Annotated in this window: 14 protein-coding genes; 8 read left to right on the top strand and 6 right to left on the bottom strand. The window is 33.7% G+C overall.

What is annotated here, in order from left to right:
- Positions 1-75: 75 nt before the first annotated feature.
- Both P700755_RS15495 and P700755_RS15500 read right to left on the bottom strand, forming a co-directional pair.
- Complete coding sequence (locus P700755_RS15495) at positions 76-468, bottom strand: rhodanese-like domain-containing protein (RefSeq protein ID WP_015025583.1); 393 nt, start codon at positions 466-468, stop codon at positions 76-78.
- A gap of 1 nt (position 469) precedes the next feature.
- Positions 470-781, bottom strand: coding sequence for a rhodanese-like domain-containing protein (locus P700755_RS15500; protein WP_015025584.1), 312 nt, complete (start codon positions 779-781; stop codon positions 470-472).
- A gap of 172 nt (positions 782-953) precedes the next feature.
- Here P700755_RS15500 and P700755_RS15505 point away from each other — a divergent pair, with 172 nt between their 5' ends.
- Genes P700755_RS15505 through P700755_RS15515 form a run of 3 tightly spaced genes read left to right on the top strand, consistent with a single transcriptional unit; the run spans position 954 to position 2,643 of the window.
- Complete coding sequence (locus P700755_RS15505; protein WP_015025585.1) at positions 954-1,406, top strand: MarR family winged helix-turn-helix transcriptional regulator; 453 nt, start codon at positions 954-956, stop codon at positions 1,404-1,406.
- Between the two features lie 3 nt (positions 1,407-1,409).
- Positions 1,410-2,042, top strand: a complete 633-nt coding sequence (locus P700755_RS15510) for an NAD(P)H-dependent oxidoreductase (RefSeq protein WP_015025586.1) — start codon at positions 1,410-1,412, stop codon at positions 2,040-2,042.
- Between the two features lie 28 nt (positions 2,043-2,070).
- Positions 2,071-2,643, top strand: a complete 573-nt coding sequence (locus P700755_RS15515) for a YceI family protein (RefSeq protein WP_041758439.1) — start codon at positions 2,071-2,073, stop codon at positions 2,641-2,643.
- Positions 2,644-2,997: 354 nt separating this feature from the next.
- On the opposite strand, the gene P700755_RS15520 is transcribed toward P700755_RS15515, so the two are convergent.
- The 3 genes from P700755_RS15520 to P700755_RS15530 form a co-directional block, all read right to left on the bottom strand.
- Positions 2,998-3,981: an SDR family oxidoreductase gene (locus P700755_RS15520; RefSeq protein ID WP_041758440.1), complete on the bottom strand. Its 984-nt coding sequence runs from the start codon at positions 3,979-3,981 to the stop codon at positions 2,998-3,000.
- A complete protein-coding gene (locus tag P700755_RS15525; protein ID WP_015025590.1) occupies positions 3,981-5,261 on the bottom strand; it encodes a nucleotide sugar dehydrogenase in 1,281 nt (426 codons plus the stop codon). Before P700755_RS15525 ends, P700755_RS15520 begins: the two co-directional genes overlap by 1 nt.
- A 128-nt stretch (positions 5,262-5,389) precedes the next feature.
- Entirely contained in the window at positions 5,390-5,671 is a 282-nt protein-coding gene (locus P700755_RS15530; RefSeq protein WP_157609316.1) for a hypothetical protein, read from the bottom strand.
- Positions 5,672-6,288: 617 nt separating this feature from the next.
- On the opposite strand from P700755_RS15530, the gene P700755_RS20120 reads away from it, so the two are divergent.
- The 3 genes from P700755_RS20120 (at position 6,289) to P700755_RS15540 (ending at position 8,692) form a co-directional block, all read left to right on the top strand.
- Positions 6,289-6,453, top strand: a complete 165-nt coding sequence (locus P700755_RS20120) for a hypothetical protein (protein ID WP_157609317.1) — start codon at positions 6,289-6,291, stop codon at positions 6,451-6,453.
- A 50-nt stretch (positions 6,454-6,503) separates the two neighbouring features.
- Positions 6,504-6,695, top strand: a complete 192-nt coding sequence (locus P700755_RS20320; RefSeq protein WP_041758441.1) for a hypothetical protein — start codon at positions 6,504-6,506, stop codon at positions 6,693-6,695.
- A gap of 641 nt (positions 6,696-7,336) precedes the next feature.
- Positions 7,337-8,692 (top strand): NAD-dependent succinate-semialdehyde dehydrogenase, encoded by a 1,356-nt coding sequence (locus tag P700755_RS15540; protein ID WP_015025591.1) that lies wholly within the window; start codon positions 7,337-7,339, stop codon positions 8,690-8,692.
- A 134-nt stretch (positions 8,693-8,826) separates the two neighbouring features.
- Here the strand turns inward: P700755_RS15540 and P700755_RS15545 are convergent, their stop codons facing one another.
- Complete coding sequence (locus P700755_RS15545; protein WP_015025592.1) at positions 8,827-9,144, bottom strand: YbaB/EbfC family nucleoid-associated protein; 318 nt, start codon at positions 9,142-9,144, stop codon at positions 8,827-8,829.
- Positions 9,145-9,229: 85 nt separating this feature from the next.
- On the opposite strand from P700755_RS15545, the gene P700755_RS15550 reads away from it, so the two are divergent.
- The gene (locus tag P700755_RS15550; protein ID WP_015025593.1) at positions 9,230-11,365 is read left to right on the top strand and encodes a S9 family peptidase; all 2,136 of its coding nucleotides are present in this window, start codon (positions 9,230-9,232) and stop codon (positions 11,363-11,365) included.
- A 75-nt stretch (positions 11,366-11,440) separates the two neighbouring features.
- Positions 11,441-12,505 carry a cysteate synthase gene (gene capA, locus P700755_RS15555; RefSeq protein ID WP_015025594.1) on the top strand — a complete coding sequence of 355 codons (1,065 nt, stop codon included), beginning with the start codon at positions 11,441-11,443 and terminating at the stop codon, positions 12,503-12,505.
- Positions 12,506-12,547: the final 42 nt, after the last annotated feature.

Below are 12,547 nucleotides of genomic sequence, written 5' to 3' on the forward strand. Positions count from 1 at the left end.
CGATTAAATAGTCAATGCAAATATATTTTTTTCTGATGAATAATCCCTGTTTATATAAGTTACAACTTACATTTTCTAGGGTAAACTATCTGTAACGAGTTCTTCTTTAAATTCCCACTGGCTTAAACCTCCTTTTAAGTCGTAAACTTTTTTAAATCCTGCTTTCTTTAAAATAGTGGAACATTCTTCAGATTGTCTTCCAGTTTTACAATAGACCGCCACAGGTTTTGATTTATCAAGTTGGCTTATTTTATGAGCAAAATCATTATCATAAATAAGATTTTGTGCACCTTTAAGATGCCCTTCCCTAAATTCCTTTAAAGATCTAACATCAATCAATTGTATAGTATCCATTTCCATTAACTTTTTCATTTCTTCAGAAGATACCAATGTAGGACTAGATTCATATGGAGATTGACATGAGGAAGCGAAAAGAAAAATAACAGCTAAAAGTGTGAGAAATTTCATGCTATTTTTTCAAATTACCTGTCCAATCCAATATTCCACCTTGTAAATTATAAGCATTTTCTACACCAGCTTTTTCCATGATTTGGCAAGCCATTTCACTCCGTCTTCCAGATCTGCAATAGACATAGTAGTCCTTGTCTTTCTCAAGTTTTTCGACCTCTGCCATAAACTTACTAGAGTCTTGGATATTCAGTAAGCGAGCTCCTTCAATATAACCGTCGTCAAATTCATCTGGAGTTCTTACATCAATTATTTCTGAATTGGAAGAGGCTTTAAGACCTTCATACCATTTTTTTTCATTTAAATTTTCCATGATTAAATTTTATCTTAAGTTGTAAAAATACATTATTCCTAACAGCTAATGTGACTACAGCTTAAAATCGTTTAAAATTTACACTCATAAAATTTATTGGTAATTTAACAAAGAATTAATTTTTTCCTTTCATGAGGAGTCTTACATTTGTATGTACAAATATTGTTACAACATGATTATCGAAAAAGAGTTGAAAATTTCAAAAGAGCCACCAGAATCTAAGCGAGCCTTACTTAATCTTCTTTTTACAGGAAGCTGGGTAACTGATGAAATCACTTTTGCTTTAAAACCATTTGATATCTCTACACAACAATTTAATGTCTTAAGAATATTAAAAGGTATGAAAGGCAAGCCAAGTTCTCTTCAAACTATTCAAGATAGAATGATTAATAAAATGAGTAATACCACTCGTCTAGTAGATAAATTAATAAAAAAAGGTTTCGTAGAAAGAGAGCAATGCGAAACAAACCGGCGAAAAGTAGACATAACGATTACTTCTCAAGGGATTGAAAACTTAAGTATTATTAATACTGCGGTCGATAATGCTGAGATGAATATTATAGACAATTTGTCTTCTAAAGAATTAAGAAATCTGAACTTATTATTAAACAAACTAAGAAATTAATATATGAATAAATACATTGAGAATTTACATTGGCGGTATGCTACAAAAAATTTTAATCCCGAAAAACAAGTGTCTAAAGACGATTTGGAAACCTTGTTAGAAGCTATTCGTTTGTCTGCATCTTCTTATGGATTACAACCTTATGAGGTGATGGTGATAGAAGATCCTAAAGTTAGGGCTAAGTTAAAACCAGCAGCATTTGGTCAACCTCAAATTACGGATTCTTCCTGTTTGTTGGTTTTTGCTTTTAACACCAATGTTGATGAACACTATCTTGAAGAGTTTATTAAAAATAATAGCGAAACTAGAAATAAACCAGTAGAAGACTTTCAGGATCTAAAAGAAATGATTCAAAATTCTGTGTTGACATTTACTGAAGAGGCTAAACACAACTGGGCATCTCGCCAGGTTTACATCGCCTTGGGAAATTTGCTTTCTGCGGCTGCAGACCTTAAAATAGATGTTTGCCCAATGGAAGGATTTAATTCAGCTGAATTTGATGAACTATTGGATCTAAAATCCAAAAACCTTAAATCAGTTACTTTAGCAACTGTTGGTTATAGAAGTGAAACCGATCAGTTGAAAGATGCTTTAAAAGTAAGAAAATCTAAAGAAGAATTATTTACTAGAATTTAATATTAACACAAACCCTAAATTTAAAATTATGAAAATGAATGTTTTAAAAGGCGCTTTAGCCACAACAATTATCTTAGGCTTGGTCGCTTTTACCAACACGGTTGAAAAGAAACAAGTGGATGTCAAAGAAAGTACTATCCTATGGGAGGGAGAAAAATTAACGGGTTCTCACTCGGGAACTATCAATTTGAAAGACGGTTTTTTCTTGATGGAGGATGGAAAATTAATCGGTGGTGAATTTACTGCTGATATGACCTCTATTGACGTTACTGACTTAGAAGGAGACAGTAGAGAAAAACTGATGGGACATCTTAAATCAGATGATTTTTTTGGTGTAGAAACTCATGAAACTGCAAAATTTGTCATTACGACAGTAGCCAAAAAAGGCGATGTATATGGTGTTTCAGGAGATCTTACTATTAAAGGAAATAATAATCCAATCGCGTTTGATTTAACTATGACTGAAAATTCAGCAACTACAAATCTTACTATTGATAGAACTAAATACAACGTGAGATATGGTTCAGGAACCTTCTTTGACAACTTAGGTGACAAAACTATTTATGATGAGTTTAATCTTGCGATCAACTTAAAGTTTTAATATTGATTAATTTTGTTTTGATTAAGTCAAACCTGCCAGAGATGGCAGGTTTTTTTATGCAAAATTATTTTCAAAACTCTCTAAGAAAAACAAACGGTGGGTATCTCACTTTTGAACATCAAATTGGTATAATACCAAATTATATTTATAATGCCGTATGAATAAATTGAATTATACTACGACGTAGCTCAGCACAAGTTTTTTGATTGATTGAAATCAAAAAATAACTAGCATAGCCTTAGCTACGGTAATTATTTTTGATGAAAAGCAGGCGAAAAAAAAACGATTTATTGCGTCATTATAGGTCTAATTTGGTACAAATTCATTTCTCCGATGTTTTAAACTTAACTTGACTTAGTCCTTGTTGAAGTGGTCCCACGTTATTTTTAGTCCTTCTTCTACATTAAATTTAGGCTCATATCCTATTAATTCTTTTGCTTTATTTATATCAGCTAAAGAATCTTTTACATCGCCTTGTCTTGGTGGACCATAGATTGCTTTTAAAGAACTACCAGACGCTTTTTCTAAAGCCGACCAAAGCAGATTTAAGCTGATGCGGTCGCCACAAGCTACATTGTAAACTTCATTGGTTGCTTTCTTATCTGCAAAGGAGGCTTTTATGTTGGCTTGTACTGCATTTTCTACAAACGTAAAATCTCTGGTTTGCTCACCATCACCGTTCATGGTTGGTGAATTTTGGTCTTTTAACGATTGCATAAATAAAGGAATGACAGCAGCATAGGCGCCTTCTGGACTTTGTTTAGGTCCGAAAACGTTGAAATACCGGAGGCCAATAACTTCAAGTCCGTAGGTTTTAGCAAACACATCGGCATATAGTTCATTGACATATTTGGTCACAGCATAAGGGGACAAAGGCTTACCTATAGTGTTTTCAACTTTGGGTAAAGTAGGACTATCGCCGTAAGTTGAGCTTGAAGCCGCATAAACAAAACGTTTTACAGTTTTAGAATTTTTACAAGCGACCAGCATATTTAAAAATCCAGAGACATTCACAGAGTTACTTAAAATGGGATCATCTATAGATCTCGGTACAGATCCTAAAGCAGCTTGATGAAGAACTATATCGATATCTTCAACAGCTTGCTCACAATCCTCAATTTTTCTGATATCACCTTCTAAAAATTCAAAGTTAGATTCTGATTCAAATTCTTTGATGTTGGTTCTGTAGCCATTAGATAAATTGTCTAAAACTCGGACGTGTTTTGCTCCAAATTTCAATAGGTATTCAACGATATTAGAACCTATAAATCCAGCTCCCCCAGTCACTAAAAATCGAAACTTAGATAAATCTTGTGTATGGTATTCTGTTTTGTACATCATAATCGGCCGTCAATTTTATCGGTTGGTAAAAAAGATTTCACATCAAAAATAACTGCATTTTCATTTTTTAAAGCCTCAAAATCTAAGTTTAAAAACTCATTGTGAGATACAGCTAAGATTATAGTGTCATAGGTTAATTTGAGATCTTCACACCTCAATAAGTCAATATCAAATAAAGTCTTCACCTCTTGTTTATCAGCCCAAGGGTCACAAACGTCTACATCCATATTGTATTTTTTCAATTCTTCTATCACGTCAATTGCTTTGGTATTACGAGTATCTGGGCAGTTCTCCTTAAAGGTGACGCCTAATACTAAAGCCTTTCCGTTTTTTATTTTTGTTTCTTTATTGAGCATTAATTTTATAACCTCACTGGCTACATATTTCCCCATCCCATCGTTTATTCGACGACCAGATAAAATAATTTCAGGATTATAGCCTACTTCCAAAGCCTTTTGAGCTAGATAATATGGATCTACACCTATACAATGTCCACCTACTAAACCAGGAGAAAACTTTATAAAGTTCCATTTGGTCGCTGCAGCCTCTAGCACATCGTTAGTATCTATATCCAGTAGTCTAAAAATTTTCGACAATTCGTTTACAAAAGCAATATTGATGTCTCTTTGCGAATTTTCAATCACTTTGGCAGCTTCCGCTACTTTTATGCTAGTGGCTAAATGAGTTCCTGCTGTAATAATCGAAGCATATAAATCGTCTACTCTTTTTGCAATTTCTGGAGTAGACCCTGAGGTGACCTTCAGTATAGTAGTAATTGTATGTTCTTTATCTCCTGGATTAATTCTTTCAGGAGAATAGCCTGCAAAAAAGTCTTTGTTGAAGGTCTTACCAGAAAATTGTTCCAAAACAGGAACGCAGACTTCCTCCGTTACTCCCGGATATACTGTAGACTCATAAATAACAATATCACCATCTTTAAGAATGCCCCCAATGGTTTCGCTGGCTTTTATTAAAGGGGTTAAAACTGGTTGCCTGTTTTTGTCTGTTGGAGTGGGCACAGTTACAATAAATATGGTCGCTTCTTTCATGTCATTCGACTCTGTAGACAACTTCATGACAGGAGAATCGTTGTTAGTTAGCGCCTCCTTTAAATCCTTATCTGAAACTTCTAAGGTATGATCGGTGCCGCTATTTAATTCATCTACTCGAGATTGATTTATATCAAAACCCACCACAGGATATTTTTTAGCAAAAGCCACAGCTAGGGGGAGTCCTACATATCCTAAGCCAATAATTGCAATTTTTGGATAACTCATAATTAGTTTTTTATCAATAATTTAAATATATTTAGTAATTCTTAATTTAGCCTTTTATTGTAAGTTTTTCATTTCAAAATAATCGTTTTTGCTTTTTCCACACTTATGCTTACTCTGAATGTAACGGTTTACGAGGTGTGAGTTTTCAACCTTATTTCACCATGTCTGTCTTCAAGGAATCTATCAAAATAAATTACTTCTTCTGGGGTTTCCATCGATTTTTCTGAATTACCAATAGGGTGAAACATACTTGCTGATTCTTGGTTCAAAGCTTTTACTCTTACATTTAACAAATCGCTAATTCCCACTCTATAAGATCTTTGTGTTTTTTGAAAAGAAATCAAATTATCTACTTGATTATTTTTGTCTTCAGCTAAGTAGGTTAATCGCTTCATGCTAATACAAGACATAAGTGATAATAAGTAAGACAGTTAGTAAAGGATTGAATTTCATTCAATGGTCAATTATTAATGGCAAATATAGTTTTTGATTTATAAACTGAAACCTAATATCTTATTTTATATGTGATCAATATATTGAAATCGGATCTAGTGTATATTATGAGCATAATTTTCTGGTAAATTTTGTCTTTTTGATTTTATACTCTTCATCTATTTCCGAAAAATTGTTTTGTAAAAATAAAATATTTAACATTTGTAATTTTAGTTTATGCATAATTATTTTCTGGTAGATTATAGGGTTTCATCTTGTTTTTGATATCACATTTCTTTCTCTATTTTTGTATTCCCTAACACTCTTAAGATAACTTTTTTCAGACATGATCAAGCAAAAAAAAACCAATCTCAAGAGCTCCATGACAGGAGAAAAAATGCAGTTGCTAACAGTTTTGGCGTGTTTAATACAGCTACTGCTAAACATGCAAAGGGTGCAATTATTACAGATGTAGACGGTAATGAATTGATGGATTTTGCTGGGGGTATTTTGAATCATTTAGAATTGTAGAAAAAGCAGGACTAGCTTGTATTCATTTCGCACTTTATGAAGTGAATAATTACAAACATTTCTTTTGAAGTTTCTAAAGACCTGGAACATAATCGGTTATACCATCTCTTTTTGGAGATCTGGGTCACACGACTTTTTTATTTCCAATAGAGAAGATTATCTGGAGGATGTAGATGAAATTGAAGATGAGAAAGAAGTGAAAATAATAAAGCATATTTGCTGTCGATGAACGGCTAATGGAGCTTGTGTGACCACACACGGAACCAACTAGCGCCACAAATGTTGGAGCTAGTTGGTTTCAAACAATTAACATCTTATGAAGTAAGCTGGTGTGGTAACGAAATCTATTCTGATGCGTTTACTCTAGAATTAAGGAAAAAGGCAGTAGAATTATTTATTCAACTTTTTGGAAACCATTTGAGAGAGGAAGGCTATAAGGGTTATTTCGAGCTTTGTTTTCTTATAGATTAAAACAACGGCTAAATTTATTTTGGAGAATTCAATACCAGAGTGACTGAAGTAAGCTCAATTATTAACCATGCTATTTTTTACTTGCTGATGCCCCTCTTTTTGTTTCTTATAGTTTAGAGTGGATGAATATGTATAATACCTTGGATATTGAAAAACTGAACAAGCATTGGGCAAAACAATAAAATATAGAACGTTCCTTATTTCTAAAAAATCTTTTAAAAGAAGAGGGTCTTTCAGCTTCTGGTTTAGTAATTTTTTTATTTGAAAACCATTATATAATGAATTTTAAGAAGGGTTTGGTACTTTATTTACAGCTGGATACCTATCAAAACAGGTCAAATAGATCTATACTGGCGCGGTAAAAAAAGGAATCAAAGTTTTGATTTTTTCCAAGAATATAAGGACTATATTTAGTTTCTACAACTTAAAAAACGTAGTAAATTTTTGCTTTACCGTTTCAAGGTTTTACATCTAATAAGGTCACTTATTCAAAACCTTCTATAAAATGAATAGACTCCAGAAGAGATAACTGAGCATTTTTTATCTGAAGTTTGTTCAATTGTAGAATATGATTCTTGGAAGACAACATTTAAGTTTGAGAAAAATTTAATTTTAATGAAGATCACAAATCGCATGTACCAATGATATTTAAAAGCACCAACCCCTATAACGATGAAGAAGTAGGAGAATATTCAGCTCTTACTTCAGAAGAATTAAATCAAAAATTAAGTGATTCTAGTTCAGCATTTAAAGAATGGAGTCAAAAACCCTTATCATATAGAATGAAGCTCATTAAAAAAGCAGGTGATGTTTTAAGAGATAATAGGGATGAATATGCTCAAATGATAACTTTAGAAATGGGTAAACCAATATCAGAAGCAAAATCAGAAATTGAAAAATGTGCTTGGGTCTGCCATTATTATGCAGAACATGCCCAAGAATTCCTTTCTGATGAACATATAAAAACTGAGGCTTCAACCAGTTTTGTGCGTCATGATCCTATGGGAACTATTTTTGCCGTTATGCCTTGGAATTTTCCATTTTGGCAAGTTTTTAGATTTGCAGCACCTACCTTAACTTCAGGGAACACAGGTCTATTGAAACATGCTTCCAATGTGTTTGGGTGTGCTCAAAAAATAGAAGGCGTTTTTACAAAGGCTGGATTTCCAAAAGGAGTATTTCAAAGCTTAATTGTAGGTCATGATGTCACCGAAAAAATAATATCTCACGATGGGGTAGGAGCAATCACTTTAACCGGTAGTGAGAAAGCAGGTTCAGCAGTTGCTCAAATCGCAGGTAAACACCTTAAAAAAAGTTTGCTAGAGCTAGGGGGGAGTAATTCTTTTATTGTCCTAGAGGATGCCGATCTAGATTTGGCAGTTAAAACAGCTGTTAAGGCTAGAATGCTTAATAGTGGTCAAAGCTGCATTGCCGCTAAACGTTTTATTATTCAAGACTGCGTTTATGAGGAATTTGTATTGAAATTCACTGAAGCAGCGCGTCGACTAAAAGTTGGAGATCCAATTTTAGACGATACACAAGTTGGGCCTTTGGCTAGAAAAGATCTGGCGGATGAACTACAACGACAAGTTAAGGAATCCATAAAACAAGGTGCAAAATTACTACTAGGCGGACATCAAAATAAGTGTTTTCATGAACCGACCGTACTTGGCCAAGTCACTCGTGACATGCCAGCTTTTAGGGAAGAAACTTTTGGACCCTTGGCAGCCATGATAAAAGTAAAAACAATAGAAGAGGCTTTTGAGTTGTCTGAAGAGTCTCAATTTGGACTTGGCGTCAGTTTGTTTACAAAAGATACTTTAAAGGCGCAAGAGTATGTTAGTAAGGTAAGCGATGCTGCACTGTTCATTAACGAATTGGTAAAATCTGACCCAAGGTTACCTTTTGGTGGGACCAAAAAGTCAGGATATGGAAGAGAACTAGCAAAAGATGGAATGATGGAATTCATTAACCGGAAAGTGGTTTATGTCAAATAATAGTTAAACTAATTTGGCTTTTAAGTGTCGTGAAAGAATTTAAATTATTTTTTGCTCGCATGATTAAAAAAAGCTGAAAGAGGATATCAGCTACTCCTTTTTAGCTTTTTAATTTTGAGATAGTTTTTATATTTCTAACTCGTTAACCCTGGGATGTCAGGCATTCCTTCTTTAGCAACAGCAGAAACCTCAGTATCATTTACATCACTAGCTTTTTGGATGGCTTTGTTAAGTGTTAAGATTAAATAATCTTCAAGCTGTTTTTTATCTTTTAATAGTTCATCATCTATTTCAATAGATTTTAGTTCTCTATTGGCAGTAATAGTTACCTTCAATAAGTCATCATTGCTCTTTTCTGCAAGCATGACGGTATCTAGTCGCTTTTTAGTTTGCTCTAATTTTGCTTGGGTTTCTTTGATTTTATTCATCATACCCATCATATCTCCAAACATAATTTTAATTTAAAAGTAAAAAACAAATTCAGTATATTGTATCATTATTAAACGTTGTGAAAGATTAATAAAAAATTTCAGACTTATGAAACACTTCCTCCCATTTCTAGCTCTAAGCTTTATATTTGTTGCATCTTGTAAAAAAGATAATTCCGACATATTGAAAACAGATACAAAAGCTCCTACTGCTGAAAAGCAACCAAAAACTCTTTCTATTCATAATGATGATAGAGTTGATAATTATTATTGGATGAATGATAGAGAAGACCCTAAAATCATTGACTATCTTAATTCAGAAAATGACTATTACCAAGAATCTACTGCACATACCAAAGCTTTTCAAACCGATCTCTTTGAAGAGATGAAAGCAAGAATTAAGGAAGATGATTCTTCTGTACCTTACAAATTGAACGGGTATTGGTATCAAGTTCGTTATGAGACAGGTAAAGATTACCCTATTTATACCCGAAGGAAAGGATCTTTGGAAGCCGAAGAAGAAATCATGTTCGACTGTAATAAAATGGCGGAAGACCATGCTTACTTTAGTCTAGGGGGTATAAGTATAAGTCCAGATAATAAATATGCCTCTTTTGGAATAGATACGGTGAGTCGAAGAAAATATACGATCCAAATTAAAAACTTAGAGACAGGTGAATTATTTCCAGAAAAGATTGAAATGACTACAGGGGGATCTACTTGGGCTAATGATAATAAAACTCTTTTTTACACTAGAAAAGAAGAGCAAACATTAAGATCTAATCAGATTTTTAAACATAAGCTTGATAATTCTGCAGAAGACGATGTCATTATTTTTGAAGAAGGCGATGAGACCTTTAATGTGTACGTCTACAAAACAAAATCTAGAGATTACATTATCATTGGGTCATCTAGTACGATGTCTGATGAATATCAAATTCTCAATGCTAACACACCAGACGCTGACTTTAAATTGTTTTCTGAAAGGAGAAGGGGTTTAGAGTATGATTTAGCTCATTATAAAGATGATTTTTTCATCCTCACCAATAAGGATGAAGCTCAAAACTTTAAACTGATGAAAACCTCTATTGGGTCAACGTCAGAATCTGATTGGGAAGAAGTAATACCTCACCGAAAGGATATTTTGCTTGAAGGAGTTGATATTTTTAATAATTTCTTGGTAACCAGTGAGCGTTATAATGGTTTGAGTAGAATTCATGTACAAAGTTGGAATGAAAGCGATGATTATTATTTGCCCTTTACAAGTGAAACTTACTCAGCAATTACGACGACTAATGTTGATTTTGATACCAATAAGTTGAGATACTCCTTTAATTCTCTAACGACGCCAGCGTCGGTTATTGAATTTGATATGGTCGATAAAACTGAAAAAGTTCTTAAAGAACAACAAGTTCAAGATCCGAGTTTTGATAAGGATAATTATATGTCGGAGAGAATTTGGGCAACTGCAAAAGATGGTACAGAAATCCCCGTCTCTTTAGTGTATAAAAAAGGTATTAAAAGAGATGGAAATAATCCCCTTCTTCAATATGGATATGGAAGTTATGGAGCGACAATGGATCCTTACTTTTCCACAACTAGACTTTCCCTCTTAGATAGAGGCTTTATTTACGCCATTGCTCATGTGAGAGGTGGCGAATATTTAGGAAGAGATTGGTATGAGAAAGGGAAGCTTTTTCACAAGAAAAATACATTTACAGACTTTATTGACGTATCTGAGTATCTAATAGACCAGAAGTACACTTTACCAGAGCATTTATATGCTATGGGAGGATCTGCAGGCGGACTTCTAATGGGAGCAGTTATCAATATGTCTCCAGAACTTTATAACGGAGTCATAGCGGCAGTGCCTTTCGTAGATGTCGTTACCACAATGCTAGATGAGAGCATTCCTTTAACAACTGGTGAATATGATGAGTGGGGAAATCCTAATGAAGAAGAGTATTATAAGTACATTAAGACCTACTCACCTTATGATAATGTTGAAGCTAAAGAATATCCAAACATGTTAGTGACTACAGGGCTTTACGATTCTCAAGTGCAATATTGGGAACCTGCCAAATGGGTGGCAAAATTAAGAGAACTTAAAACCGATCAAAACAAATTGTATTTAGATACGAATATGGATGCAGGACACGGTGGAGCCTCTGGCCGATTTGAGGCTTTAAGAGAACTTTCTAAAGATTTTGCTTTTTTACTTGATTTGGAGCAAATTTCAAAGTAATCGAAAAAAAAATTCGTAATTTGGCGCTTATCGTTTATTTTAAAAACATTATTTACGTGAAAAGACGTTGGCTTTATGCATAAAAAATTGAATGTTCACGATAACTTGCTATCAATGGTAGGTTGTACACCACTAATAAGACTTAATAATATTACTCAACATTTTAAAGGAGAATTTTTAGCTAAATATGAAGCTCAAAATCCAGGATTATCCTCTAAAGACAGAATAGCACATTACATCATTGAAAAAGCTGAAAAAAACGGTGATATAAAGCCTGGAGATACCATTATAGAAACTACATCAGGCAATACTGGTTTTAGTATTGCAATGATTGCTGCTATAAAAGGATATAAGTGCATTCTTGCAGTGAGCTCCAAATCTTCCAAGGATAAAATATCCCTTTTGAAAACAATGGGAGCAGATGTAACTGTTTGTCCTTCGAATGTGGCCCCAGAAGATCCGAGATCTTATTACGAAGTAGCTAAGCGAATTTATAATGAGACACCAGGTTCTATTTATATCAATCAATACTTTAATGATTTGAATATTGATGCCCATTATTTAACTACAGGTCCAGAGATATGGGAACAAACACAAGGAAAAATAACTCATCTTGTAGCTTGTAGCGGTACAGGAGGAACCATTTCTGGAACTGCAAGGTATCTGAAAGAGCAAAATCCAGATATTAAAATTCTAGGTATAGATGCCTTTGGATCCGTTCTACAGAAATATCATGAGACGGGAAAATTTGATAAAAGTGAAATTTATCCTTACAAAATTGAAGGTTTAGGAAAAAACTTGATTCCAAGTGCTACAGATTTTGATGTTATTGATAAATTCACAAAAGTAACCGACGAGGACAGTGCTTATATGGCAAGAGATATAGCCAAAACTGAAGGCATGTTTGTTGGTTATACAAGTGGTGCAGTGATGCAAGGCATAAAACAATTGGCTGCAGAAAACGAATTTAATTCCGAAAGTAAAGTCGTTGCTATTTTTCCAGATCATGGATCGCGGTATATGAGTAAAGTTTTTTCTGATGATTGGATGAAATCTCAAGGATTTACCAATTACCCTGGATTAGAAGATGAACAAAACCAAAGCAATTTGAAAAAAGTCCACATCACAAACATCAATTAGTTGAGATGAGGTAAATTTAAAAAATAAATATATAGAGAGCTT

It is taken from the genome of Psychroflexus torquis ATCC 700755, assembly GCF_000153485.2.
In the GTDB taxonomy this organism is placed as follows: domain Bacteria; phylum Bacteroidota; class Bacteroidia; order Flavobacteriales; family Flavobacteriaceae; genus Psychroflexus; species Psychroflexus torquis.

What these genes read in the sequence shown, in the direction of transcription:
- P700755_RS15530 (WP_157609316.1), bottom strand. Translation starts at nt 5,671, where the DNA reads ATGTCTTGTATTAGCATGAAGCGATTAACCTACTTAGCTGAAGACAAA.
- P700755_RS15500 (WP_015025584.1), bottom strand. Translation starts at nt 781, where the DNA reads ATGGAAAATTTAAATGAAAAAAAATGGTATGAAGGTCTTAAAGCCTCT.
- P700755_RS15510 (WP_015025586.1), top strand. Translation starts at nt 1,410, where the DNA reads ATGAATAAATACATTGAGAATTTACATTGGCGGTATGCTACAAAAAAT.
- P700755_RS15550 (WP_015025593.1), top strand. Translation starts at nt 9,230, where the DNA reads ATGAAACACTTCCTCCCATTTCTAGCTCTAAGCTTTATATTTGTTGCA.
- P700755_RS15515 (WP_041758439.1), top strand. Translation starts at nt 2,071, where the DNA reads ATGAAAATGAATGTTTTAAAAGGCGCTTTAGCCACAACAATTATCTTA.
- capA (WP_015025594.1), top strand. Translation starts at nt 11,441, where the DNA reads ATGCATAAAAAATTGAATGTTCACGATAACTTGCTATCAATGGTAGGT.
- P700755_RS20320 (WP_041758441.1), top strand. Translation starts at nt 6,504, where the DNA reads ATGTTGGAGCTAGTTGGTTTCAAACAATTAACATCTTATGAAGTAAGC.
- P700755_RS15545 (WP_015025592.1), bottom strand. Translation starts at nt 9,144, where the DNA reads ATGTTTGGAGATATGATGGGTATGATGAATAAAATCAAAGAAACCCAA.
- P700755_RS15525 (WP_015025590.1), bottom strand. Translation starts at nt 5,261, where the DNA reads ATGAGTTATCCAAAAATTGCAATTATTGGCTTAGGATATGTAGGACTC.
- P700755_RS15505 (WP_015025585.1), top strand. Translation starts at nt 954, where the DNA reads ATGATTATCGAAAAAGAGTTGAAAATTTCAAAAGAGCCACCAGAATCT.
- P700755_RS15495 (WP_015025583.1), bottom strand. Translation starts at nt 468, where the DNA reads ATGAAATTTCTCACACTTTTAGCTGTTATTTTTCTTTTCGCTTCCTCA.
- P700755_RS15540 (WP_015025591.1), top strand. Translation starts at nt 7,337, where the DNA reads ATGATATTTAAAAGCACCAACCCCTATAACGATGAAGAAGTAGGAGAA.
- P700755_RS15520 (WP_041758440.1), bottom strand. Translation starts at nt 3,981, where the DNA reads ATGTACAAAACAGAATACCATACACAAGATTTATCTAAGTTTCGATTT.